The sequence below is a fragment of the Leucobacter japonicus genome, assembly GCF_001273855.1.
Taxonomy (GTDB): Bacteria; Actinomycetota; Actinomycetes; order Actinomycetales; family Microbacteriaceae; genus Leucobacter; species Leucobacter japonicus.
This window is the reverse complement of the sequence record NZ_JHBX01000111.1, coordinates 1-22,519: the sequence shown is the minus strand read 5'-3', so window position 1 is coordinate 22,519 and position 22,519 is coordinate 1. Positions and strand designations below refer to the sequence as shown.

The following is a 22,519-nucleotide window of genomic DNA, read 5'->3' as shown; positions in this document are numbered from 1 at the left end:
GATGTCAGGCGTGTCTGAACTGAACGATCGCACCGAGATCCTGGCCGCCCAGCGCAATGACGACAGCTTCGCCACTTTGTGGGCCGAGCTGGAGTGGCGCGGGTTGATCCACGTTTCGACCGACGCCGAGGCGTTGTCGGAGCTGATCGAGGGCGAGCCGTTCGCGTATTACTGCGGCTTCGATCCGACCGCGTCGAGCTTGCACCTGGGGCACCTGGTGCAGTTGCTGCTCATGCGTCGTCTGCAGCTGCGCGGGCATCTGCCGCTCGGTCTTGTCGGCGGCTCCACGGGCCTCATCGGCGACCCGCGCCCGACTGCGGAGCGGGTGCTTAACTCGCGCGAGACCGTTGCCGAGTGGGTCGACTCGCTCGGCCAGCAGGTGTCGCGGTACCTGAGCTTCGAGGGTGACAACGCCGCCCGTCTCGTGAACAACCTCGACTGGACGGCGCCGCTCTCGGCGATCGATTTCTTGCGCGAGATCGGCAAGTACTTCCGCGTCGGCACGATGGTCAAGAAAGACATCGTCGCGAAGCGACTGAACTCGGATGAAGGCATCAGCTACACCGAGTTCAGCTACCAGATCTTGCAGGGCCTCGACTTCCTGGAGCTCTACCGCCAGTACGGCTGCAAGTTGCAGTCGGGCGGCAGCGATCAGTGGGGCAACCTGACGAGCGGTACCGAATTGATTCGCAAGGCCGAGGGCGCCTCTGCGCACGCGATCGGCACCCCGCTGATCACCAACGCCGACGGCACGAAGTTCGGCAAGAGTGAGGGCAACGCCATCTGGCTGAACCCCGAGATGTGCTCGCCGTACACGTTCTACCAGTTCTGGCTCAACCAGGCTGACGCCGACGTGGTGGATCGCCTCAAGGTCTTCACCTTCTTGTCGCGGGCAGAGATCGAGGACTACGCGCGCCAGGTCGCCGAGGAGCCGTTCAAGCGTGCCGCGCAGAAGCGTCTGGCCGTAGAGGTCACCACCCTCGTGCACGGTGCGGCCGCGACGCAGGGCGCGATCGATGCGTCCGAGGCGCTCTTCGGCCGTGGCGACTTGACCGCGCTCGACGAGTCGTCGTTGCGCGGTGCGGTGTCTGAGCTGGCGCAGACTCCGGCGGTCGTCGGTACCGCGATCGCTCAGCTGCTTGTCGATACCGAGCTCGTGAAAAGCCTGGGCGAGGCTCGCCGCGCGATCGCGCAGGGCGGCGTCTACGTGAACAATGTTGCGGTCGAGGCCGAAGATCGGCTGCTCGAGTCGGGCGATTTGCTGCACGGCGCGGTTGCGGTGCTGCGGCGTGGCAAGAAGACGCTCGCAGGCGTGATTGCGGGGTAGCCGGTATGCGTATCGCGATCCTGCAGGCTGCGGCGTCTGCGCTCGAACCCGAGGTGAATCTGGCGGCGGTGCACGACGCCGCGCGACGGGCGCGCGAAGCGGGCGCCGAGCTGCTGCTCACGCCTGAGCTCTTCGTGACGGGATACGCTCCGGTGGAACTTGCCGGCTGGCTGACTCCGGAGCGCGTCGCCGGGTTTCCGGCAGCGATCGCTCGAATAGCTCGCGAGAGCGGCATCGCTGTCGCTGCGGGGTTCCCATCGGCCAGAGCAGACGGCAGTTTCGCGATTGCCGCGGGGCTCTGGAGTGCCGAGGGCGACGACGTGCTGCAGTACGAGAAAGTGCATCTCTGGGGCGACGATGAGCGCCTCGCGTTCACCGCCTCGACCGAGGCCCCTCGCGTTGTCGAGTGGAACGGTCGCCGGGTTGCCTTCCAGATCTGCTACGACATCGAATTTCCTGAACCCGCGCGCTATCTCGCGTCGGCGGGAGCCGATCTGCTGCTCGTGCCGACGGCCATCGATGGCGATTCCGCCTACGTCCCCGAACTCCTCGTGCGCGCGCGAGCTGCCGAGAACCGCATCGTTGTCGCGTACGCCGACCATGCGGGCGGCATCTTCGCGGGGTTGAGCACGGTTGCCGGCATCGAGGGCACAGTGCTGGCGGCCGCGGGGGCCGGTCCCGAACTGCTTATCGCTGAGATTCCCGACCCCGTGGGGGCGGATCCTGCGCGTCCATTGCCGGGCGCCGGTGCGCAGTACCTGCACGATCGGCGGCCCGAAGTGTACGCGGGCTGGCGCTGAGCCGATCGCTCTCGCCGTACTGCTCTTTCACGATGCGCAGGTTGGCCCAGGTTTCGATGCGAGCGACCTCGGGAAGCGTGCGCAACTGATCGGCGAGATCAAGCAGCTCCTCGTAACTGTCTGCCGAAAGCGTCGCAATGAGGTCGTAGTCGCCCACGGTCACGGCGACGAATTCGGGGTCGAGCGCGCGCACGCTCGCGAGTGCGTCGGCGAGTTTGCCGCGGATCTGCACGCCGACGCCCAATGATGGGGTCTCGACCCGATCGCTCGAGCCATCGGCCGACGCGAGTGCTCCACGAACCGGGATACCGACGACCTTGACCGCGCCGTTGCGGGCCAGACGCTCGAATCGGAGGCGCGCTCCGCTCGGCGAGATCCCGGCTGCTGCCCCGAGTTCCCGGAACGAGGCGCGCCCATCGCGCTGCAGATGCTGCACGATGGCGCGATCGGCGTCGTCGATCACGAATGCGGTGCGCCCGGTGCGCAGCGGAGAGTAGCGATTGACCTCGATGCTCTCGTACAGGTGCGTGCGCACTTCATGCACACCGGGGAGCTCGCGCACTCGGTCGACGGTGTCGCGCAGGTGCGGATCGGTGCCGACGCGCACCTCCACATCGATGGAGTAACGTCCGCTGATGTCGGCGACGAACGTTGATTCGGGCATGGCTGCGAGCGCCGATCGCACCGGGGCGATCGGGCCCGTCACAGAGAGCTGCAGGTAGGCGAAGCGCTCGAGGCCGAGCAGATCTGGGCTGATCGAAACCGAAAGACGCAGCTCCCCACGGGAGATCGCGTGCTGCACGATCTGGGTCACCTGCCGTCGTGTGACCCCGAGCTCCGCGGCGATGCGCGAGTAGCTGGCGCGACCGTTTTCACGCAGGCCGCGGAGCACGCGTCGACGCAGCTCGGCCGTCTCGGTTCCGTGCTCCATGCGACTCCCAAATCAGCGGATTGTTCTCGTGCAATTATGCATCTGAATCGGACTCAAGGGCGTGAGTCGTGCGAATTCGGGCGCTGGGGTGAGCGGAAGCGCAGAAGCCGCGAACTCTGGCGAACGAAATGCTCATGACTCGCCTAGGCTGGCTCCGTTCTCGCTGCGGCGAGACCGGGATCTGCACGGATACACAAGGAGGTCTGTCCCATGAGTACAGAAGCGCGGCTCGCCGAAGAGCTCGAGCGACGTCTCACCGAAGTCGAAACGGTCGAAGCGACCGACCCCGTCCACGCGAAGCTGGGCTCTGCGAGCCTGGCGCTGTTTCTCGGCGTCGTCGCCGTGATCGCGGTCGGTTCGTGGCTGGCGGGTGCATTGTGAGCGCCCGAGACGAGCTGACTGAAACGCAGGCCGTTCGCGTCGAAGCGGCGGTTGCGGAGGAAGCGACCTACGGCTCACTGCCGCTGACGAAGCAGGAGCGCACGTGGCGCGCCGCCGACTTCAGCTGGGTGACGCTCAGCCTCGCCATTGCGACCTGGGCGTTTCTCACCGGCGGATCCACCGTGCTACTCGTCGGCTTCGGCGACGGCATCGCCGCGATGCTGCTCGGCAACACGCTGGGCCTCGCGATCATGGTGCTGGGAAGCGTGCTGCTCAGCCAGCGACTCGGCGTCGAGCAATACCGCGCGTTGAAGTCGGTGTTCGGGGCGGTGGGCGTCGCGATCGTCGTCTTCACCGTCGTGCTCGTCACCGAGATGGGTTGGAGCTCGCTGCTCGGCATCATGTTCGGCCGCGCATTCACGGAGATCTCGAACCAGGCGTTCGGCACGGAGTTCAACGTCGAGGGCCCCATCGTCACGGTGTTCGCGCTGGCGGCGATCCTCGGCGGCTGGTTCCTGCTCTCCCGCGGGCCAGTCGCGATCAGCAAGCTGAATCGCTTCGTTGCCCCGGGGCTGCTCATCATCGTGGCGCTCATGATGGTGCTGCTCATGTCGCAGCACTCCTGGAGCGATCTCTTCGCCGCCGAGCCGCTGGCCCCCTTCGAGGATCAGACCCTCAACTTCTCAATGGCCGTGGAGTTCAACCTCGGTGCCGGTCTCTCGTGGTGGCCCGTGATGGGCACACTCGCACGCCTGACCCGCGGGCCGAAGGCGGCGCTGTGGCCCGCCTACGCCGGGATTTTCTTCGGCACCGCGGTGGCCCAGGTCGTCGGCATGGCCGCGGCGCTGATGCTTGGAGCGGCGGATCCCACGGCGTGGATGGTGCCGCTCGGTGGGCCGGTGCTCGGCGTGCTCACGCTGCTCTTCGTCGGGTTCGCGAACGTGACGAGCATGGCGTCGATCGCCTACTCGACCGTCCTCGCAATCAAACAATCGAGCGGGCAGCTGCTCGCGCGACTCCGCTGGCCGGCACTGTGCGCGGTGTTCCTGTTCTTCCCGGCGGTGCTCGCCCTGTTCCCGAGCTTCATGTACGGCCAGTTCATGACCTTCGTCGTGATCTCAGGTGCGTTCATCGCGGCGATCTGCGGGGTCATCATCGCCGACTACCTCATTCTGCGTCGACAGAACGTGCCGCTGCGCGCCCTCTACGCCAGTGGTGCGCACGATCCGCTGCGCTTCACGGGCGGGGTGAACCTCGCAGCGATGGCAGCCGTGGTGATCGCGTCGGTGTTCTACCTGTGGGTGTACAACCCGATCACCCTCGAGACGCAGCCGATCTTCCGCTACGCGACGGCGACCGTGCCGACCGTGGTGATCGCGATCGTCGTCTACCTGGTGCTCAACTGGCTGCTCTACGTGCGCCGCGGCCGCGGTGCGTACGGGCAGGTCGATCCGTTCGCGGCCGCCGGAAGGAAGTAAGCAGATGACCGAGGCGATCGAGGTACGGGCAGCGGTCTACCGCGGCGACGATGGCGACCGGCTGACCGTCGACACGCTCACGCTCGCCCCGCCGCAGCACGGCGAGGTGCGGGTCAGCGTGCGCGCGGCCGGCGTCTGCGGATCGGATCGGCACGTGCTCGACGGCGAGTGGCAGGTGCCGCTGCCCGCAGTGATGGGGCACGAGGCCGCCGGTGTCGTCGACGCCGTGGGCGCCGGAGTGCGCGGTCTCACGGTCGGCGACCACGTCGTCATCGCGTGGCACCAGGCGTGCCAGCGCTGCGGCGAGTGCACCGGTGGCAAGCCGTGGGCGTGCACCCGCGCGAAGTCGAATGATTCGCTGCTGCCCGACGGCACGACCCGGTGGAGCGACGTCGACGGCTCGACGGCGTACCCGTACCTCGCGACGGGTGCGATGGCCGAGTCGATCGTGGTGCCCGAGTTCGCCGCCATCAAGATCGACGAGCGCGTGCCCTTCGACGTCGCCAGCCTCATCGGATGCTCGGTGGGCACGGGCTACGGCGCGGTCGCGAACAATGCGCGCGTGGTTGCGGGGGAGTCGGCCGTAGTCGTCGGTGCGGGCGGCGTCGGCCTCTCGATCATCTCAGCGCTGCGCCTCGCCGGCGCGAACCCGATCGTCGCAGTTGACGTCTCCGAGGCGAAGCTCGCAGAGGCGGTGCGGGCCGGCGCGACCCACACGGTGCTCAGCGCGCCCGACCTTGCGGACCAGGTCGCGACGCTCACCGATGGGGGAGCCGATGTGGCGTTCGAAGCCATCGGCCGCGTGCAGACGATGCAGCAGCTGCCCGGGCTGATTCGCCCGGGTGGACGTGCGGTGTTCGTCGGGCTCCCGCCCGAGGGGCAGACGGTCGAGATCGACGGCCTGCTGCTCGCCTATGAGGGCAAGACCATCATCGGCTCGAACTACGGCGGGCTCGTGCCGGCGCGCGACTTCCCGCGCGTTGCGGGCGCGTACCTGTCGGGGGCGCTGCCGCTCGACGAGCTCATCAGCGCCCGCGTCGGGCTCGACGAGGTCAACGAGGCGTTCGACGCGATGCGTCGGGGTGAACGCACGCGCAGCGTCATCGTGTTCGACACCGGGGCTGACGCCGCGGCCTCGGCCGCCGCCTAACCGCCGCGGTGCCGGATGCTCAGGCCGAGCCGCTCCACGCGGCCGGCACGAGCACCCACACGGCCTCGGCGCCCGAGGGGCCCGCGCGCCAGGTGTGCGGGGTGCGGCCCGGGAAGGTGAGGGTGTCGCCCGCGAGGAGCGCGATCTGCCGGTCGGCGAACTGGATCTCGAGTTCGCCCGACACGACGTGCAGCGATTCGAGGTTGCAGTTCACGGTGTAGAGCTGGTCGCCGCCGCTGGCGTCGGGCTCGAGTGACGAGCGCAGCACCTGCACGCGATCTTCCGACCGCGGGGTCACGAGTCGCTCGTCGGCGCCGGTGCCGCCCATGTTGATGGCGGGTGCGGTCTCGAGGGGAATGAGCTGCAGCTCGGGCTCCTCGAAGAGGTTGCCGATCGGCAGCGAGAGTGCTTGGCACAGCTGCACGAGTGTGGGCACGCTCGGCATGGTGTCGTCGCGTTCGATGCGGCTGATGAAGCCCTTGGTGAGCCCGGTCGCCTGCGCGAGCTGCTCGAGTGTGAGGCCCTGGGCGAGCCGCGAGGAGCGGAGTTTCGCGCCGATGCGAATGGGATCAACGGCTGCCGTCGGGTGAATCGGTCGCATGCGGTCCTCGTTCTTCGTTCGCCGCGTTGACCGCGACGCGAGCACCAGTCTAGAGTGAATGCGAGTTCACCGATAGAACTCACTTGTTTACTCTTAGGAAACTTGGAAAGGATGAGACGCATCGTGACTTCTCACACTCCTCAGGGCCCGGTCGACGCGAGCCAGACGCCGCGCTACGCCGGCATCGCCACCTTCGCGAAGCTGCCGCGCATCGAGGATGTTCCGGCCGCCGACATCGCCGTCGTGGGCGTCCCGTTCGACTCCGGCGTGAGCTTCCGCCCCGGTGCGCGCTTCGGCCCGTCGCACGTGCGCGAGGCCTCGCGTCTCCTGCGCCCGTACAACCCGGCGCAAGACGTCTCGCCCTTCAATGTGAAGCAGGTCGTCGACGCCGGCGACATCGTCGCGAACCCGTTCAGCCTGGACGAGGCCGTGAACCAGGTCGAGGCCGCAGCGACCGAGCTCGGCGAGAAGGTCGACAAGATCGTCACGATCGGCGGCGACCACACCATCGCACTGCCGCTCTTGCGCGCCATCAACAAGAAGCACGGCCCGGTCGCCGTGCTGCACTTCGATGCGCACCTCGACACCTGGGACACCTACTTCGGTGCCCCCACCACCCACGGCACCCCGTTCCGTCGCGCCTCCGAAGAGGGGCTCATCGACCTGACCGCGTCGATGCACGGCGGCACCCGCGGCCCGCTCTACGGCAAGAGCGACCTCGAAGACGACCTGAAGCTCGGCTTCCAGATCGTCACGAGCGAGTTCATCGAAGAGCACGGTATTCCCGCAGCCCTCGAGAAGATCCGCGAGCGCGTGGGCGACAAGCCGCTGTACATCTCGATCGATATCGATGTGCTGGATCCGGCTCACGCTCCGGGCACCGGCACCCCCGAGGCCGGCGGACTCACCAGCCGCGAAATGCTCCGCCTGATTCGCGGTCTCGCCGATCTGCACATCGTCGGCGCCGATGTCGTCGAGGTCGCCCCGGCCTACGATCACGCGCAGATCACCGCCGTGGCCGCGAGCCACGTCGTGTACGAACTCGTGAGCGCCATGGCGGCCCGCGACTGAGTGCACCCGGGGTGCGGATCGTCAGGATCCGCACCCCGCTCCCGTTTCACCCCCGCACCACCCCGATTCACCTCGCCAACGGAGGCACCCCATGCACACCCCGGATCAGGCAGCCGTTCTCGCCGCCGCCGACGCCATCATCGAGGCCTTCGCCGCCACGGACACCGAGGCCTATTTCGCAGGCTTCGCCGACGACGCGAGCTTCATCTTCCACCCTGAGGCGTCGCGCCTGAACTCGCGCGCTGAGTACGAAGCGCTGTGGGCCGGGTGGGTCGCCTCCGGCTGGCGCGTCACCTCGTGCAGCTCGACCGATCGCCTGGTGCAGACCTTCCCGGGCGGCGCGATTTTCAGCCACACGGTCGCCACGAGCATCGATTCGGCTGACGGCCCCGACTCGTACGTCGAGCGCGAGAGCATCATCTTCCGAGCCGAAAGCGACCAGCCCGACGGACTTGTCGCGGTGCACGAGCACCTCTCGACGGTGCCCGATGCTCCCGCTCCCGTCGATACGGCGCTCTGATCATGACCAGTCCCGAGACCATGGCCGTCAATCTCGACGGCCAGCATGATTCCGCGGGCCCCGTCCGCGGCACCCAGTCGCTGCTGCACATCGGCATGATCTGGCTGGCGGCGAACCTCGTCGTCACGACACTGCTCACCGGCACCCTGTTCACCCCGGCCGTCTCGTTCGGCACGGCGAGCGCCATGATCGTGGTGGGCACACTCATCGGCGTGCTCGTGCTGGTGCTCGTCGGCAACATGGGCACCCGCACCGGTCTGCCGACGATGGCGCTTACGCGCGGGTCGTTCGGCATCCGCGGCAGCATCCTGCCGGCGGTTGCGAACCTCATCATTCTCATGGGGTGGAGCTGGGTGCAGGCGATGCTCGCCGGTGTCACCGTGAACTATCTGGTGCACGAGGCGACGGGCTTCTCGAACCCGATGCTGTTCTCCGCGATCTGCCAGGCGATCGTCGTCGTGCTCGCGATCTTCGGGCACACCGGCATCTCGCGCGTCGAGCCCTGGCTCGCGCTGGCGATCCTCATCGTCATGGGCTTTGTCTTCGCTGCGGCCTTCAGCGCGTTCAGCCCCGGGGAGTTCGCTGCGATGCCGGTCGACGCCTCGCTCGGCGGCACCCCCTTCATCACGCTCGACATGGTGATCGCCACGGCGATCTCGTGGACCGTGCTCTCCGCCGACATGAACCGGCACGCGAAGAGCAGCACCGCGGGCATCGTCGGATCGGGTATCGGCTACACGCTCTCGACGAGCATCGCGATGTTCCTCGGGCTGGTCGCGTTCAGTGCGGTGCTGCTGCGCGGGCACGAGGCCACGCCGTTCGATCCGTCGGTGATCGTCGCCGAGTTCGGGTGGCCGCTCGGCATCGCGATCTTCCTGTCGGTGATGGCGACCAACACCATGGTCGTCTTCGGCATGGTGACCTCGGTCGTGAACGCGCAGTCGAAGTGGCACCTGAAGTTCCTGCCGACCGCGATCGTGCTGGGCATCATCTCGGTGATCGGATCCACGTTCCTCGGGCTGCTGAACCAGTTCACCGATTTCCTCTTCATCATCAGCGCGTTCTTCGTGCCGGTGTTCGCGATCATGATCGCCGACTACTACCTGCTCAAGCGGCGCGGCTACTCGCGCCAGATCTTGCACGAGCGCCCGGAGAGCCGGTACTGGTACCGCGGCGGCGTGAACTGGATCGCCGTGATCGTCTGGGTGGTCGGCGCGGTGCTGTCGTACGTGCTGTCGTACGTCGCCCCGAGCCCGATCGGTGCGAACATTCCGGCGTTCGTCATCAGCTTCGCACTCTACCTCGGGCTCATGCTCGGCATCGGTCGCGGGGGTGCGCTCGGGCTCATCGACCCGCGCGACCGTATGCGCACGGGGCACCTGCTCGACGGCGCCGACGAGACTGCGGCGCTGCGCCTGGAGCACTGACCGTGCGCGCCGTCGATCTCAGCCACCCGATCCTCTCCGGCATGCCCGTCTATCCGGGCGATCCGGAGGTGACGGTGGAGCCGGCACTCACGGTCGAGATCGACGGCGTCGCCGTCGCGCACCTCGATCTCGGTTCGCACGCGGGCACCCATCTCGATGCACCCGCGCACTCGATCGTCGGCGGCCGCACGGTCGACCGCATTCCGCTCGAGCGGCTCACTGGCCAGGCACGGGTGCTCGTGGTCGGACCCGAACCGGCGCGGCCGGGAGAGGTGCTCGGCATCGATCGCATCGCGGGCGGGGTGCCGGATCGCCTGCCCGCGATCGTCTGCATCGCGACGGGCTGGGACACGCGGTTCGGCTCGCCCGACGCACTGCACCATCCAGCAGTGGGGCTGGAACTCGCCGAGCTGCTCTGGCAACGCGGCGCACGTGTGCTCGGTATCGATGTGCTCAGCCCCGACCCGACGGGCGCGGTGCTGGCCGACTCCGACGCGAGCGGCATGCCCGTGCACGAGTTCTGGCTCGGCGGCGACGGCGTCATCGTCGAGAATCTCGCCCGGCTCACGGAGCTGCCGCAGCTGGTCGACGTAGCGCTGCTCCCGTTGCGCATCGCGGCGGGAGACGGCTCGCCCATTCGCGCCGTGGCGTTCGTGGAGTAGCGGCAGGCGGCTCGGATTTCAGCTGCTCGCGTCGAGTGCAGTGAATGCGAGCAGCATCCGCGCCCGCTCGACAGGATCATCGAGATCGCGTCCGAGCTGTTTCGCCGACTCGGCGATGAGCCGGCGCACCGTGTTGCGGTGCAGCCCGGTCTCCCGTGCCGTACGATCCCAGGATCCGTGCTGGCGCAGCCACTCCGCGAGCGCCGTGCGATGCTCGGTGAACGCCGCGTCATCGAGCGGGGCGAGCCACCGACCGGCAACGACGCGAGCCACGCTCGGATCGGCGATCGCGCTGGTCGGCCAGACCTCGGCCGCGGATTCGGTATCGCCGTCGTTCAGGTGCCGGCCCAGATGCCGTGCGGCGCGGCCCAGCTCTTCCGCTTCGAGCATCGCCTCTTGCAGCTCGTCGAGCTCGTGGGGCCGGCTCACCGCGAAGAGCCAGCCGAGCGCAGATGCCTGCGCGAAGTCGGCAGCCGACGGTGGCCGCGACACGAACGCGCGGATGCGGCGCGCGCGGTGCTCGACGAACGGCGTATGCAGCAGTCGCCGCAGCCAACCGGCGTCTGACGAGTAGGTTTCGTCTGAACCGCGTTGGTCTCGCGGGTGCTGCGGATCCCGAATCGCGACCAGCCCGTGCACGGTGCGCGCGCCCCCGCCGAACGAATTCGCGACGAGTCGGGCGAAGCGATCGCGTTCGCCCCCGCCGCCCCGTCGCTGGCTCGCGTCGACCATCAGATGCATGAGCAACTGGTCCACCGCCATCGACTGCTCCACGGGAAGCTGCACCACGAGCCCGATGAGGTTCGCGGCGAGCAGGAGTGCCGTGCGGTCGGTGCTCGTGAGTCGCGGGGCCCGGCCGAGCAGCAGCACCGCCGAGGGTGCGACGATTCCGGCTCGGGTGCGGGTCGGTGTGATGCGGTGCGCGGTGACCTCGTACCGCTCGCCGGCGGCCTCCACCGTGGTGAATGCGGTCGGCACGGCACCGCGCGCGCGTCCCTGCGCGTCGAATCGGGTCGCGACATCGGCGAGCAGGGAATCGATGTCGAGCGCCTCCGGCACTGGCCCTCCGGTGTACGTGTCTTCATCGATCTGCAGCAGCGCCCACCCCTCACCGCTCTGCGCGAGCACGGAGGTGATGCGCTGCGCGGGTCCGTGCTGCAGCGCCGCCTCGGTCACTCGTCGTGCGAACGTGTTCATGACCTCGAGCGTGCGGGTGCGCTCGGTCTCGAGCGCACGGTTCAGGTGCATCGTGATCGGCGCGAAATGCACGTGCGGAGGCAGCTCGATGAGCGGGAACAACTGGCGACGGCAGGCCTCGACGAGGGCCTCGGGAACCGCGTCATAGACCGGTTCGACGCCGAAGACGAGCGCGGCGACGCCGCCCTCGCGCAGACCCTCGACGTAGGCGTCGATGGCGGCGGGGTGCTCGGGGAGGCCGAGCCCGGTGATGAGGAGCAGGTCCCCCCGCGTGACGTAGCGACTCGGGTCGGCGAGGTCGATGACGATCGAGGCCGACACCTCCGTGGCGCGCACGCGGTCGAGGGCTGCGGGATCCTGCGCCAGCGATTCAGGAGCCGGCGACCGCAGACTGGCTTCGAATGCCGGGGCATCGAGCAGGGTCGAGAGCGGCACCGTGGCCTGCGCGGCCACCGATTCGGGTTCGAATTCCATGAAGCCAGGATAGAGCATCCCGGGTTTCGTGTATTCGGGATGATTCGCCCGAGACGCACGCGTGTTTCCCAGGTAGCGTTCAGCGTACAAAATCAGTGTCGCTGAGTGTGGGAAGCGGCGCTGCACCATCCGTTCCCACTAGGAGGACACTGTGGTCCTGGACTACATCGTCATGGCCGTCTACCTCGTCGGAATTCTCGGCGTCGGGTACTGGGGCATGCGCCGCTCGAAGTCGAAGAGCGACTACCTCGTCGCCGGACGTCGCCTCGGCGGCTTCATGTACTCGGGTGCCATGTCGGCGATCGTGCTCGGCGGCGCATCGACCGTCGGCGGCATCGGCCTCGGGTGGGAGTACGGCCTCTCGGGTGCCTGGCTCGTCACCTGCATCGGTCTCGGCATCCTCGTGCTCAGCGCCTTCCTGGCCAAGCGCATCGTGAAGCTCAAGGTCTACACGGTGACCGAGATGCTCGACCTGCGCTACGGCGGCTCGAACGGGCTCATCTCGGGCATCGTGATGTTCCTGTACACGCTGATGCTCACGGTGACCTCGACGCTGGCGTACGCCACGATCTTCCACGTGCTCTTCGGTATCTCGAACCTGTGGGGCGTCGTCATCGGCGGCACGATCGTCGCGATCTACTCGATCATGGGCGGCATGTGGTCGATCACCATGACCGACGTCGTGCAGTTCGTCATCAAGACCGTCGGCATGTTCCTGCTGCTCCTCCCGATCGCGCTCATGACGGCGTCCGATCAGGCCGGCGGTTGGGGCGGCATCCGCGAGCGCCTCGGCGACTCGTTCTTCTCGCCGTGGTCGATCGGCGGCATGACCATCGTCACCTACGTGATCGTCTACACGCTCGGTCTGCTGATCGGGCAAGACATCTGGCAGCGCGTGGTGACCGCGCGCACTCCGCGAGTCGCGAAGTGGGGCGGCATCACTTCGGGTGTGTACTGCCTGCTCTACGCGTTCGCCGGTGCACTCATCGGCATCGCCGCCCGCGTGCTCTTCCCCGAGATGGAGAACCGCAACGACGCCTTCGCCTTCATGGCGCAGGAGATGCTGCCCCCGGGCGTGCGCGGCATCGTGCTCGCTGCGGCACTCTCGGCCATGATGTCGACCGCGAGCGGTGCGCTCATCGCCTCGGCGACGGTGTTCTCGACCGACCTCCTGCCCGCGATCAAGCGCATCTTCGGGGTGAAGACGGCGCGCGTCGAAATGCACGACGGCCACGTCGGGGGCGAGAGCCTGCTCGGTTACCGCGTCACCATCTTCATCTTGGCGGGTATCACGATGTTCATCGCGACGATCGTCACGGATGTGGTCGCAGCGCTCACCGTCGCGTACGACATTCTCGTGGGCGGCCTCGGGGTCGCGATCATCGGCGGCCTGTTCTGGAAGCGCGGCACCCGCATCGGCGCCGTGAGCAGCATGCTCGTCGGCACGATCGTCGTGATCGTCTCAATGGCCATCTGGGGCATTCTCGCGAACGAGCCCATCTACTACAGCCTCATCGCGAGCCTGCTCACGTACGTGATCGTCAGCCTGGTGACCAAGCCGACGCCCGCGCCCATTCTCGATGAGTGGACGATGCGACTGAGCCTCGACGACCGCACCGCGGTCAACGACGTCGTGTACGACGAGGTGCAGCAGACCCGCTGACCCGACTCGCACCCGAATTCCCCGGGCCGGCACCTCGCCGACCCGGACACGGAGGGCACGCCCGCGCAACGAGTGCCATCGACCCCTTTCAGGAGGAATAGATGACCATCGAATCGCCGGGCGTGCCCGCTGACGTTTCACCCACCGCCGCGGCCCCGGCTGCAGCTTCGCCTGGCGCTGCCTCGCCCGCTGGCGACGACGGCCGCCGCATCGGCGGCGACGTCGTGCTCGAGACGCTCCGCGCCCTCGGCGCGCGCGGCATCGTCGGCCTCCCCGGGCAGCACGCGCTCGGCCTCTTCGACGCGCTGCGCCGATCCGACCTTGCATATCTCAGCGCCCGCGTCGAGAACAATGCGGGCTTCATGGCCGACGGTCTCGCCCGCGTCACGGGCGACGTCGCCCCGCTGCTCCTCTCGACCGGCCCGGGCGCCCTGACCTCGCTCGCGGCTCTCCAGGAGGCCGCCGCATCCTCGATCCCGGTGCTCGCGATCAGCGCGCAGATCCCGGTGGCCGGTCTCGGCGGCGGACGCCACGGCTACCTGCATGAGCTGCCGCAGCAGTCCGATTCGTTCCGTGGTGTCGTGAAGCACGTGGTGACCGTGCGCTCAATGAGCCAGATCCCGACCGCGATCGCGAACGCCTGGCGCATTGCCGATACCGCTCCGCGCGGCCCGGTGCTCGTCGAGGTGCCGCAAGACATCCTGCTCGAGCCGGCCGATGGCCGCGTCCCCGAGATCATCGCGGCCCCCGTGACCGCCGCCGCGGCACCGCTCGCACCGCTGCACGAAGCGATCGCCCTTGCGGCTGACGTGCTCGCCGCGGCCGAGCGTCCCGTCATCTTCGCGGGCGGCGGCGTGGTGCGCGCCGGGGCCGAAGCCGAGCTCGTCGCACTCGCGGAGCGGCTGGACGCTCCCGTGGTGACCACGATCGGCGGCAAGAGTGCGATCGCCTGGGAGCATCCGCTCTCCGCGCGCTCCTGGATCGAAGACATCGCGACGACCGAGTTCCTCGAATCGGCTGATGCGCTGCTCATCGTCGGCAGCGGCGTCGGCGAGCTGTCGAGCAACTACCACACCTTCGCGCCGCGCGGCCGCGTGGTGCAGATCGAGGCCGACCTCGGCAAGCTCGGTTCGAACCACCCCGGCATCGGGGTGCACGCGGACGCGAAGCTCGCCCTCGCGCAGCTTGATAGCGTGATCGCGGGCTCCGGGCGCGCGTCGACCGCGCCGCGCCGCGAGGCAGCGGTCGCAGCGGTGCGCACGCTGCTTGAGACGGTACTCACCCGCGTGGAGAGCCAGGGACTCGACTCCGAACTCGCGCTGGTCCGTGGGCTGCGCGAGGCCGTGCCCGCCTCGACCCCGGTGTACTGGGACATGACGATCCTCGCCTACTGGGGCTGGTCGGCCTGGGACCCGCGCGGGCTGGAGTTCGCGTCGGCTCAGGGCGCCGGCGGCCTCGGCTACGGGTACCCGGCCGCACTCGGCGCGGCGTTCGGTCGCCGAGTGGTAGCCGGATCCGAAGCCCCGTCCGTGCTCGCCGTCTCGGGCGATGGCGGTGCGCTCTACGGCATCGCCGAGCTCGCGGTCGCCGCGCAGCACCAGTTGCCGGTCGTGTGGCTGATCGTTGACGACGGCGGATACGGCGTGCTCCGCGAGTACATGGAGGGTGCGTTCGGCACCGCGACGGCGACCGAACTCGCCCGCCCCGATTACGTCGCACTCGCGGAATCGTTCGGCATCCCCGCCGAGCTGACCTCGCTCGCCGACGCACCGGATGCCGTCGCGCGCGCACTCGCAGCCGGCGGCCCCCGCGTCGTCGTGCTGCCGGCCGTGCTCGAACTGTTCGCGCCGACCCACCTCGATCGCCTGACGGGAGCGGGGGAGTGACCCGCCCACTCGTCGTCTTCACTGACACCACCGATCTTGATCCGGAACCCGGGCGTGCACTGCTCGAGCGGGCCGGCGCCGCGACCATGCTGCTCGATCTGCCGGCAGCACCAGGCATGACGCGTGAATTCCCCGCCGGGGCAGAAGCAGCCGTCGCGCTGGTGGTCGGCTATGCGCGCATCGATGCAGAGGTGCTGGATCATCTGCCGCAGGTGCGCTGCATCGCGACGATGAGTGCCGGAGTCGACATGGTCGACCTTGAAGCCGCGCGCGACCGGGGCATCTGGGTCGTGAACCTCGTGGATGCCGCGACAGAAGAGGTGGCTGCCCACGCGCTGTCGCTGATGCTGGCGCTCGAGCGCGGGTTGCGCGAGAGCTGGGCGGTGACTGCCGCCGGCGGGTGGACGGAAGACGTCGCTGCGGTGCCGCGGCGCTTGAGCGGATTGACGCTCGGTTTGTTCGGGTACGGGCGCATTGCCCGCCGCCTCGCCGAGATTGCAGCCCCCACCTTCGGAGCGGTGATCGCACACGATCCCTTCGTCGCTGAGGGCGACGGGCTCGTCGAACTGGTCGACCGCGAATCACTCCTGGCGCGCGCCGACGTGCTGTCGCTCCACCTTCCGCTGGCGCCCGAGACCGAGGGAGCGATCGGCGCCGATGCGTTCGCGGCGATGCGCCCGGGCGCGAGCCTGATCAATGTGTCGCGCGGTGAGCTCGTCGACAGTGCTGCGCTGCGGGCCGCCCTCGATGCCGGAACCCTGCGTGGCGCCGCGCTCGACGTGCTCGACGGGGAGCCCCCGGTGGCGGATCACCCGCTGCGTGACGACCCGCGCGTGCTGGTGACGCCGCACGTGGCATTCCTCTCCGACGGATCACTCGAGCACTACACGCTGGACCCGGCCCGGGCGATCGTGGAGTGGCTCAGCACGGGCACACTGCCGCGCGCCGTCGTGGCAGGCGAGCGTGGAGTCGCGCTGCTATAGACACACCTCTTCGCGAGTGCGAATGAACGGGCGTCGCTTTCCAGACCAGGGAAGCGGCGCCCGTTTCGTGCGTTCGTGGGCTTGGTGCGTCGGTTTCGGGTGTGCGGCGCGCCCGGGAAACGCTGTCTTTGGGCTCGTGTGCCTGGTTTTTGCGGGTTTGGGGGGTGTGGTGGCCGGGTGTGGGGGTGGGTGTCGTGGGGTTGTCGGGAACATGAATTGGCGGTTTCGTGCGGCAACACGCCCGGGATGTGGGCTCGTGTTGCTGGGGGTGTGGGATCCACGTAATCTATTCCCTTGTCAGCGCGACGAAGCCGGACTGAAACGGTCCGGTTCTTCTTCATGCGCTTCTCACCACAGTTCATGTGGTAAGTTAGACAGGTTGCTGTTCGGAGCTCTCTTGGTTGGGGGTGACGGGTGGTGTCTGGTCTTTGAGAACTCAATAGTGTGCACTTTTAATTGTCATATGCCAATTATTTAACAATCCCCGACATTCACTTTTTGTGGGTGTGGGAGATTCCTTTTTTGGATAACAAGAATCGTCAGTATTGATGGTTCTGTTGCCTGATTGAACTCGTTGCGGTTTCCGGTTTTTCCCCGGGAGCTTGTGACAATCGTTTTTTACGGAGAGTTTGATCCTGGCTCAGGACGAACGCTGGCGGCGTGCTTAACACATGCAAGTCGAACGCTGAAGCTCCCAGCTTGCTGGGGGTGGATGAGTGGCGAACGGGTGAGTAACACGTGAGTAACCTGCCCCGAACTCTGGGATAAGCGCTGGAAACGGCGTCTAATACTGGATATGTCCTATCACCGCATGGTGTGTAGGTGGAAAGAATTTTGGTTCGGGATGGACTCGCGGCCTATCAGCTAGATGGTGAGGTAATGGCTCACCATGGCGACGACGGGTAGCCGGCCTGAGAGGGTGACCGGCCACACTGGGACTGAGACACGGCCCAGACTCCTACGGGAGGCAGCAGTGGGGAATATTGCACAATGGGCGCAAGCCTGATGCAGCAACGCCGCGTGAGGGATGACGGCCTTCGGGTTGTAAACCTCTTTTAGTAGGGAAGAAGCGCAAGTGACGGTACCTGCAGAAAAAGCACCGGCTAACTACGTGCCAGCAGCCGCGGTAATACGTAGGGTGCAAGCGTTGTCCGGAATTATTGGGCGTAAAGAGCTCGTAGGCGGCTTGTCGCGTCTGCTGTGAAAACTGGAGGCTCAACCTCCAGCCTGCAGTGGGTACGGGCAAGCTAGAGTGCGGTAGGGGAGATTGGAATTCCTGGTGTAGCGGTGGAATGCGCAGATATCAGGAGGAACACCGATGGCGAAGGCAGATCTCTGGGCCGTAACTGACGCTGAGGAGCGAAAGCATGGGGAGCGAACAGGATTAGATACCCTGGTAGTCCATGCCGTAAACGTTGGGAACTAGATGTAGGGCCTGTTCCACGGGTTCTGTGTCGTAGCTAACGCATTAAGTTCCCCGCCTGGGGAGTACGGCCGCAAGGCTAAAACTCAAAGGAATTGACGGGGGCCCGCACAAGCGGCGGAGCATGCGGATTAATTCGATGCAACGCGAAGAACCTTACCAAGGCTTGACATATACGAGAACGGGCGAGAGATCGTCAACTCTTTGGACACTCGTAAACAGGTGGTGCATGGTTGTCGTCAGCTCGTGTCGTGAGATGTTCGGTTAAGTCCGGCAACGAGCGCAACCCTCGTCCTATGTTGCCAGCACGTTATGGTGGGAACTCATGGGATACTGCCGTGGTCAACACGGAGGAAGGTGGGGATGACGTCAAATCATCATGCCCCTTATGTCTTGGGCTTCACGCATGCTACAATGGCCGATACAAAGGGCTGCGATACCGCGAGGTGGAGCGAATCCCAAAAAGTCGGTCTCAGTTCGGATTGGGGTCTGCAACTCGACCCCATGAAGTCGGAGTCGCTAGTAATCGCAGATCAGCAACGCTGCGGTGAATACGTTCCCGGGCCTTGTACACACCGCCCGTCAAGTCATGAAAGTCGGTAACACCCGAAGCCGGTGGCCTAACCCTTGTGGAGGGAGCCGTCGAAGGTGGGACTGGTGATTAGGACTAAGTCGTAACAAGGTAGCCGTACCGGAAGGTGCGGCTGGATCACCTCCTTTCTAAGGAGCACTCACCAACCAGTGGTTGGTGCAGAGAATGTGTGATCGTCACCGAACGTGTGACGCACACAGCTCATGGGTGGAACATACGACAAGTGAACTTGAGTGCTCGTCTGTGTGAGTACGTGGGTCGTTTCGGCGGCCTACTGGAAAGCGTGGGTGAGTGGTTGGGTTTGCGTAAAGAGTGCATACTATTGGGTCCTGGGAGACCAGCCGGCCGCACCGAGTGTGTGGTGGACTGGATCCTTGACCCGCTGTCACAAGACATGTTGCTTGTGGGGGTGGGATCGACCGTACGTTGAGAACTACACAGTGGACGCGAGCATCTTGCAGTGTCAAAGCATCAGGACGTGCCTTTCGGGGTGTGTGTGGTGGTTTGGTGCTGCTGATACTAATAATTTCATTGGTCACACACCATGACTGTTCAGGCTTTCGAGTTTGGGTGGTGGGTGTGTGGTTCTGAATACTTATGTGATTTCAAGTCTCAAAGAGCAAACGGTGGATGCCTTGGCATCTGGAGCCGAAGAAGGACGTAGTAATCTGCGATAAGCCTCGAGGAGCCGATAAACGGGCTGTGATCCGAGGATTTCCGAATGGGGAAACCCCGCCAGGGCGCGTGCGTACCTGGTGACTCCCGCCTGAATATATAGGGCGGGTAGAGGGAACGTGGGGAAGTGAAACATCTCAGTACCCACAGGAAGAGAAAACAACAGTGATTCCGGGAGTAGTGGCGAGCGAAACCGGATCAGGCTAAACCGATCATGTGTGATACCTGGCAGGGGTTGCATGGTCGGGGTTGTGGGACATGCCTCGGAGCGCTGCTGAGCTTCGGACGTGAGAGTGAAGCTATAGGAGAACGCCTTGGAATGGGCGGCCGGAGTGGGTGAGAGTCCCGTATCCGAAATGGTTTTACCGCGTGGTGTGTATCCCAAGTAGCACGGGGCCCGAGAAATCCCGTGTGAATCTGTCAGGACCACCTGATAAGCCTAAATACTTCCAGATGACCGATAGCGGACTAGTACCGTGAGGGAAAGGTGAAAAGTACCCCGGGAGGGGAGTGAAATAGTACCTGAAACCGTTTGCTTACAATCCGTTGGAGCACCCTTGTAGGTGTGACAGCGTGCCTTTTGAAGAATGAGCCTGCGAGTTAGCGATATGTGGCGAGGTTAACCCGTGTGGGGTAGCCGTAGCGAAAGCGAGTCTGAATAGGGCGATTCAGTCGCATGTCCTAGACCCGAAGCGAAGTGATCTATCCATGGCCAGGTTGAAGCGACGGTAAGACGTCGTGGAGGACCGAACCCACTTAGGTTGAAAACTGAGGGGATGAGCTGTGGATAGGGGTGAAAGGCCAATCAAACTTCGTGATAGCTGGTTCTCTCCGAAATGCATTTAGGTGCAGCGTTGCGTGTTTCTTGCCGGAGGTAGAGCTACTGGATGGCCGATGGGCCCTACAAGGTTACTGACGTCAGCTAAACTCCGAATGCCGGTAAGTGAGAGCGCAGCAGTGAGACAGTGGGGGATAAGCTTCATTGTCGAGAGGGAAACAACCCAGATCACCAACTAAGGTCCCAAAGCGCGTGCTAAGTGGAAAAGGATGTGGAGTTGCTGTGACAACCAGGAGGTTGGCTTAGAAGCAGCCACCCTTGAAAGAGTGCGTAATAGCTCACTGGTCAAGTGATTCCGCGCCGACAATGTAACGGGGCTCAAGCACGCCACCGAAGTTGTGGCATTCATATAACAGGTAGGCCTTCGTGGTCCAGCCGTATGGATGGGTAGGAGAGCGTCGTGTGGCGAGTGAAGCGGCGGTGTGAACCAGTCGTGGATGCCACACGAGTGAGAATGCAGGCATGAGTAGCGAAAGACGGGTGAGAAACCCGTCCTCCGGAAGACCAAGGGTTCCAGGGTCAAGCTAATCTGCCCTGGGTAAGTCGGGACCTAAGGCGAGGCCGACAGGCGTAGTCGATGGACAACGGGTTGATATTCCCGTACCGGCGGTAAACCGTCAAAGACCTAACCAGTAGTGCTCAGCTATCCAATACTTCATGGATCCTTCGGGTGATGTGGGGTGGCGGTTGCGAACCCGAACTGGGGTGGTGAGCGTGAGGTGTGACGCAGGAAGGTAGCCTGTGCCGGGCGATGGTTGTCCCGGTGTAAATGTGTAGCCCGTCGATTATGAACAGTTTTCGGCTTTGGGTGAGACATGATGCGGACCCGTTTGGGGAAGCAGGTGATCCTATGCTGCCAAGAAAAGCATCGACGTGAGGTTTGCTGTTGCCCGTACCCCAAACCGACTCAGGTGGTCAGGTAGAGAATACTCAGGAGATCGAGATAATCATGGTGAAGGAACTCGGCAAAATGCCCCCGTAACTTCGGGAGAAGGGGGGCCACCCACTTATACGGATTTACTCCGGAAAGGGTGTGGTGGCCGCAGAGACCAGTGGGAAGCGACTGTTTACTAAAAACACAGGTCCGTGCCAACACGCAAGTGGATGTATACGGACTGACGCCTGCCCGGTGCTGGAAGGTTAAGAGGAGAGGTTAGACCTTGGTCGAAGCTTTGAATTTAAGCCCCAGTAAACGGCGGTGGTAACTATAACCATCCTAAGGTAGCGAAATTCCTTGTCGGGTAAGTTCCGACCTGCACGAATGGCGTAACGACTTCCCAGCTGTCTCCACCGTGAACTCGGCGAAATTGCAGTACGAGTAAAGATGCTCGTTACGCGCAGAAGGACGGAAAGACCCCGTGACCTTTACTACAGCTTGGTATTGGTGTTCGGTGTGGCTTGTGTAGGATAGGTGGGAGACTGTGAAGCTCAGACGCTAGTTTGGGTGGAGTCGTTGTTGAAATACCACTCTGGTCATATTGGACATCTAACTACGGACCCTGATCGGGTTCTGGGACAGTGCCTGGTGGGTAGTTTAACTGGGGCGGTTGCCTCCCAAAAAGTAACGGAGGCGCCCAAAGGTTCCCTCAACCTGGTTGGCAATCAGGTGGCGAGTGTAAGTGCACAAGGGAGCTTGACTGTGAGACTGACAGGTCGAGCAGGGACGAAAGTCGGGACTAGTGATCCGGCAGTGGCTTGTGGAAGCGCTGTCGCTCAACGGATAAAAGGTACCTCGGGGATAACAGGCTGATCTTGCCCAAGAGTCCATATCGACGGCATGGTTTGGCACCTCGATGTCGGCTCGTCGCATCCTGGGGCTGGAGTTGGTCCCAAGGGTTGGGCTGTTCGCCCATTAAAGCGGTACGCGAGCTGGGTTTAGAACGTCGTGAGACAGTTCGGTCCCTATCCTCTGCGCGCGTTGGAGATTTGAGAGGATCTGACCCTAGTACGAGAGGACCGGGTTGGACGGACCTCTGGTGTGCCAGTTGTTCTGCCAAGGGCATGGCTGGTTGGCTACGTTCGGGATGGATAACCGCTGAAAGCATCTAAGCGGGAAGCCGGCCTCGAGATGAGATCTCCGTCACCCTTGTGGTGGTGAGGCTCCCAGTAGATGACTGGGTTGATAGGCCAGATGTGGAAGCAGGGTAACTTGTGGAGCTGACTGGTACTAATAAGCCGATGACTTGATTTCTTCCTAACCCTTTGGGGTTGGGGCATGAGTATCTTCAGTAACGATGTAAGCGTCCACTTTGTGGTTCTAGACGTACGGCCACACACCCCCAGAGCGTGGGGTGTGGTCATATGTGAATAGAGTTACGGCGGCCATAGCGTCAGGGAAACGCCCGGTCACATTCCGAACCCGGAAGCTAAGACTGACAGCGCCGATGGTACTGCAAGGGGGACCTTGTGGGAGAGTAGGACACCGCCGGACACCTTTTAC

At 64.8% G+C, this 22,519-nt stretch carries 15 protein-coding genes and 3 rRNA genes; 15 read left to right on the top strand and 3 right to left on the bottom strand.

Features of this window, described 5'->3' with window-relative positions; all coding sequences use genetic code 11:
* The first annotated feature begins 10 nt into the window (after window positions 1-10).
* Both tyrS and AMS67_RS16930 read left to right on the top strand, forming a co-directional pair.
* The gene (gene tyrS, locus AMS67_RS12010; protein ID WP_370726593.1) at window positions 11-1,327 is read left to right on the top strand and encodes a tyrosine--tRNA ligase; all 1,317 of its coding nucleotides are present in this window, start codon (window positions 11-13) and stop codon (window positions 1,325-1,327) included.
* A gap of 5 nt (window positions 1,328-1,332) precedes the next feature.
* Window positions 1,333-2,127, top strand: coding sequence for a nitrilase-related carbon-nitrogen hydrolase (locus tag AMS67_RS16930; protein ID WP_075201370.1), 795 nt, complete (start codon window positions 1,333-1,335; stop codon window positions 2,125-2,127).
* Here AMS67_RS16930 and AMS67_RS12005 read toward each other — a convergent pair.
* Window positions 2,015-3,058 (bottom strand): Lrp/AsnC family transcriptional regulator, encoded by a 1,044-nt coding sequence (locus AMS67_RS12005; RefSeq protein ID WP_053387611.1) that lies wholly within the window; start codon window positions 3,056-3,058, stop codon window positions 2,015-2,017. The two genes, AMS67_RS16930 and AMS67_RS12005, sit on opposite strands and share 113 nt — an antisense overlap.
* 210 nt (window positions 3,059-3,268) lie before the next feature.
* On the opposite strand from AMS67_RS12005, the gene AMS67_RS17390 reads away from it, so the two are divergent.
* The 3 genes from AMS67_RS17390 to AMS67_RS11995 are packed head-to-tail and all read left to right on the top strand — an operon-like array spanning window position 3,269 to window position 6,067.
* A complete protein-coding gene (locus AMS67_RS17390) occupies window positions 3,269-3,439 on the top strand; it encodes a hypothetical protein (protein WP_156316644.1) in 171 nt (56 codons plus the stop codon).
* On the top strand, window positions 3,436-4,917 hold the full coding sequence (locus AMS67_RS12000; protein WP_053387610.1) for a purine-cytosine permease family protein: 1,482 nt from the start codon (window positions 3,436-3,438) through the stop codon (window positions 4,915-4,917). The genes AMS67_RS17390 and AMS67_RS12000 overlap by 4 nt, the downstream gene beginning before the upstream one ends.
* A gap of 4 nt (window positions 4,918-4,921) precedes the next feature.
* A complete protein-coding gene (locus AMS67_RS11995; protein ID WP_053387609.1) occupies window positions 4,922-6,067 on the top strand; it encodes a zinc-binding dehydrogenase in 1,146 nt (381 codons plus the stop codon).
* A gap of 19 nt (window positions 6,068-6,086) precedes the next feature.
* Here the strand turns inward: AMS67_RS11995 and AMS67_RS11990 are convergent, their stop codons facing one another.
* On the bottom strand, window positions 6,087-6,668 hold the full coding sequence (locus AMS67_RS11990) for a helix-turn-helix transcriptional regulator (protein ID WP_053387608.1): 582 nt from the start codon (window positions 6,666-6,668) through the stop codon (window positions 6,087-6,089).
* Between the two features lie 123 nt (window positions 6,669-6,791).
* Between AMS67_RS11990 and speB the strand changes: the two genes are divergently transcribed.
* The 4 genes from speB to AMS67_RS11970 all read left to right on the top strand — a co-directional run bounded on the left by speB (window position 6,792) and on the right by AMS67_RS11970 (window position 10,348).
* Window positions 6,792-7,739: an agmatinase gene (gene speB / locus AMS67_RS11985; protein WP_053353977.1), complete on the top strand. Its 948-nt coding sequence runs from the start codon at window positions 6,792-6,794 to the stop codon at window positions 7,737-7,739.
* 91 nt (window positions 7,740-7,830) lie between these two features.
* Window positions 7,831-8,259 (top strand): YybH family protein, encoded by a 429-nt coding sequence (locus tag AMS67_RS11980; RefSeq protein ID WP_053387607.1) that lies wholly within the window; start codon window positions 7,831-7,833, stop codon window positions 8,257-8,259.
* A 2-nt stretch (window positions 8,260-8,261) separates the two neighbouring features.
* Window positions 8,262-9,686, top strand: coding sequence for a purine-cytosine permease family protein (locus tag AMS67_RS11975; RefSeq protein ID WP_053353961.1), 1,425 nt, complete (start codon window positions 8,262-8,264; stop codon window positions 9,684-9,686).
* Window positions 9,687-9,688: 2 nt separating this feature from the next.
* Window positions 9,689-10,348 (top strand): cyclase family protein, encoded by a 660-nt coding sequence (locus AMS67_RS11970; protein ID WP_075201369.1) that lies wholly within the window; start codon window positions 9,689-9,691, stop codon window positions 10,346-10,348.
* An 18-nt stretch (window positions 10,349-10,366) separates the two neighbouring features.
* Here the strand turns inward: AMS67_RS11970 and AMS67_RS11965 are convergent, their stop codons facing one another.
* Entirely contained in the window at window positions 10,367-12,019 is a 1,653-nt protein-coding gene (locus AMS67_RS11965; RefSeq protein ID WP_162230854.1) for a PucR family transcriptional regulator, read from the bottom strand.
* Window positions 12,020-12,170: 151 nt separating this feature from the next.
* Between AMS67_RS11965 and AMS67_RS11960 the strand changes: the two genes are divergently transcribed.
* From AMS67_RS11960 to rrf, 6 genes are all read left to right on the top strand, one after another.
* A complete protein-coding gene (locus tag AMS67_RS11960; RefSeq protein WP_053387605.1) occupies window positions 12,171-13,682 on the top strand; it encodes a sodium:solute symporter family protein in 1,512 nt (503 codons plus the stop codon).
* Between the two features lie 101 nt (window positions 13,683-13,783).
* Window positions 13,784-15,568 (top strand): thiamine pyrophosphate-binding protein, encoded by a 1,785-nt coding sequence (locus tag AMS67_RS11955; RefSeq protein WP_053387604.1) that lies wholly within the window; start codon window positions 13,784-13,786, stop codon window positions 15,566-15,568.
* Window positions 15,565-16,551 (top strand): C-terminal binding protein, encoded by a 987-nt coding sequence (locus AMS67_RS11950; RefSeq protein WP_053387603.1) that lies wholly within the window; start codon window positions 15,565-15,567, stop codon window positions 16,549-16,551. The genes AMS67_RS11955 and AMS67_RS11950 overlap by 4 nt, the downstream gene beginning before the upstream one ends.
* Before the next feature lie 617 nt (window positions 16,552-17,168).
* Window positions 17,169-18,694: ribosomal RNA gene (locus AMS67_RS11945) — 16S ribosomal RNA — on the top strand.
* A gap of 475 nt (window positions 18,695-19,169) precedes the next feature.
* Window positions 19,170-22,270 (top strand): 23S ribosomal RNA (locus AMS67_RS11940).
* A gap of 123 nt (window positions 22,271-22,393) precedes the next feature.
* A 5S ribosomal RNA gene (rrf, locus tag AMS67_RS11935) occupies window positions 22,394-22,510 on the top strand.
* Together the 16S, 23S and 5S rRNA genes form the textbook arrangement of a ribosomal RNA operon.
* Window positions 22,511-22,519 lie beyond the last annotated feature (9 nt).

What these genes read in the sequence shown, in the direction of transcription:
- AMS67_RS16930 (WP_075201370.1), top strand. Translation starts at nt 1,333, where the DNA reads ATGCGTATCGCGATCCTGCAGGCTGCGGCGTCTGCGCTCGAACCCGAG.
- AMS67_RS12005 (WP_053387611.1), bottom strand. Translation starts at nt 3,058, where the DNA reads ATGGAGCACGGAACCGAGACGGCCGAGCTGCGTCGACGCGTGCTCCGC.
- AMS67_RS17390 (WP_156316644.1), top strand. Translation starts at nt 3,269, where the DNA reads ATGAGTACAGAAGCGCGGCTCGCCGAAGAGCTCGAGCGACGTCTCACC.
- AMS67_RS11995 (WP_053387609.1), top strand. Translation starts at nt 4,922, where the DNA reads ATGACCGAGGCGATCGAGGTACGGGCAGCGGTCTACCGCGGCGACGAT.
- AMS67_RS11990 (WP_053387608.1), bottom strand. Translation starts at nt 6,668, where the DNA reads ATGCGACCGATTCACCCGACGGCAGCCGTTGATCCCATTCGCATCGGC.
- AMS67_RS11980 (WP_053387607.1), top strand. Translation starts at nt 7,831, where the DNA reads ATGCACACCCCGGATCAGGCAGCCGTTCTCGCCGCCGCCGACGCCATC.
- AMS67_RS11975 (WP_053353961.1), top strand. Translation starts at nt 8,262, where the DNA reads ATGACCAGTCCCGAGACCATGGCCGTCAATCTCGACGGCCAGCATGAT.
- AMS67_RS11965 (WP_162230854.1), bottom strand. Translation starts at nt 12,019, where the DNA reads ATGGAATTCGAACCCGAATCGGTGGCCGCGCAGGCCACGGTGCCGCTC.
- AMS67_RS11955 (WP_053387604.1), top strand. Translation starts at nt 13,784, where the DNA reads ATGACCATCGAATCGCCGGGCGTGCCCGCTGACGTTTCACCCACCGCC.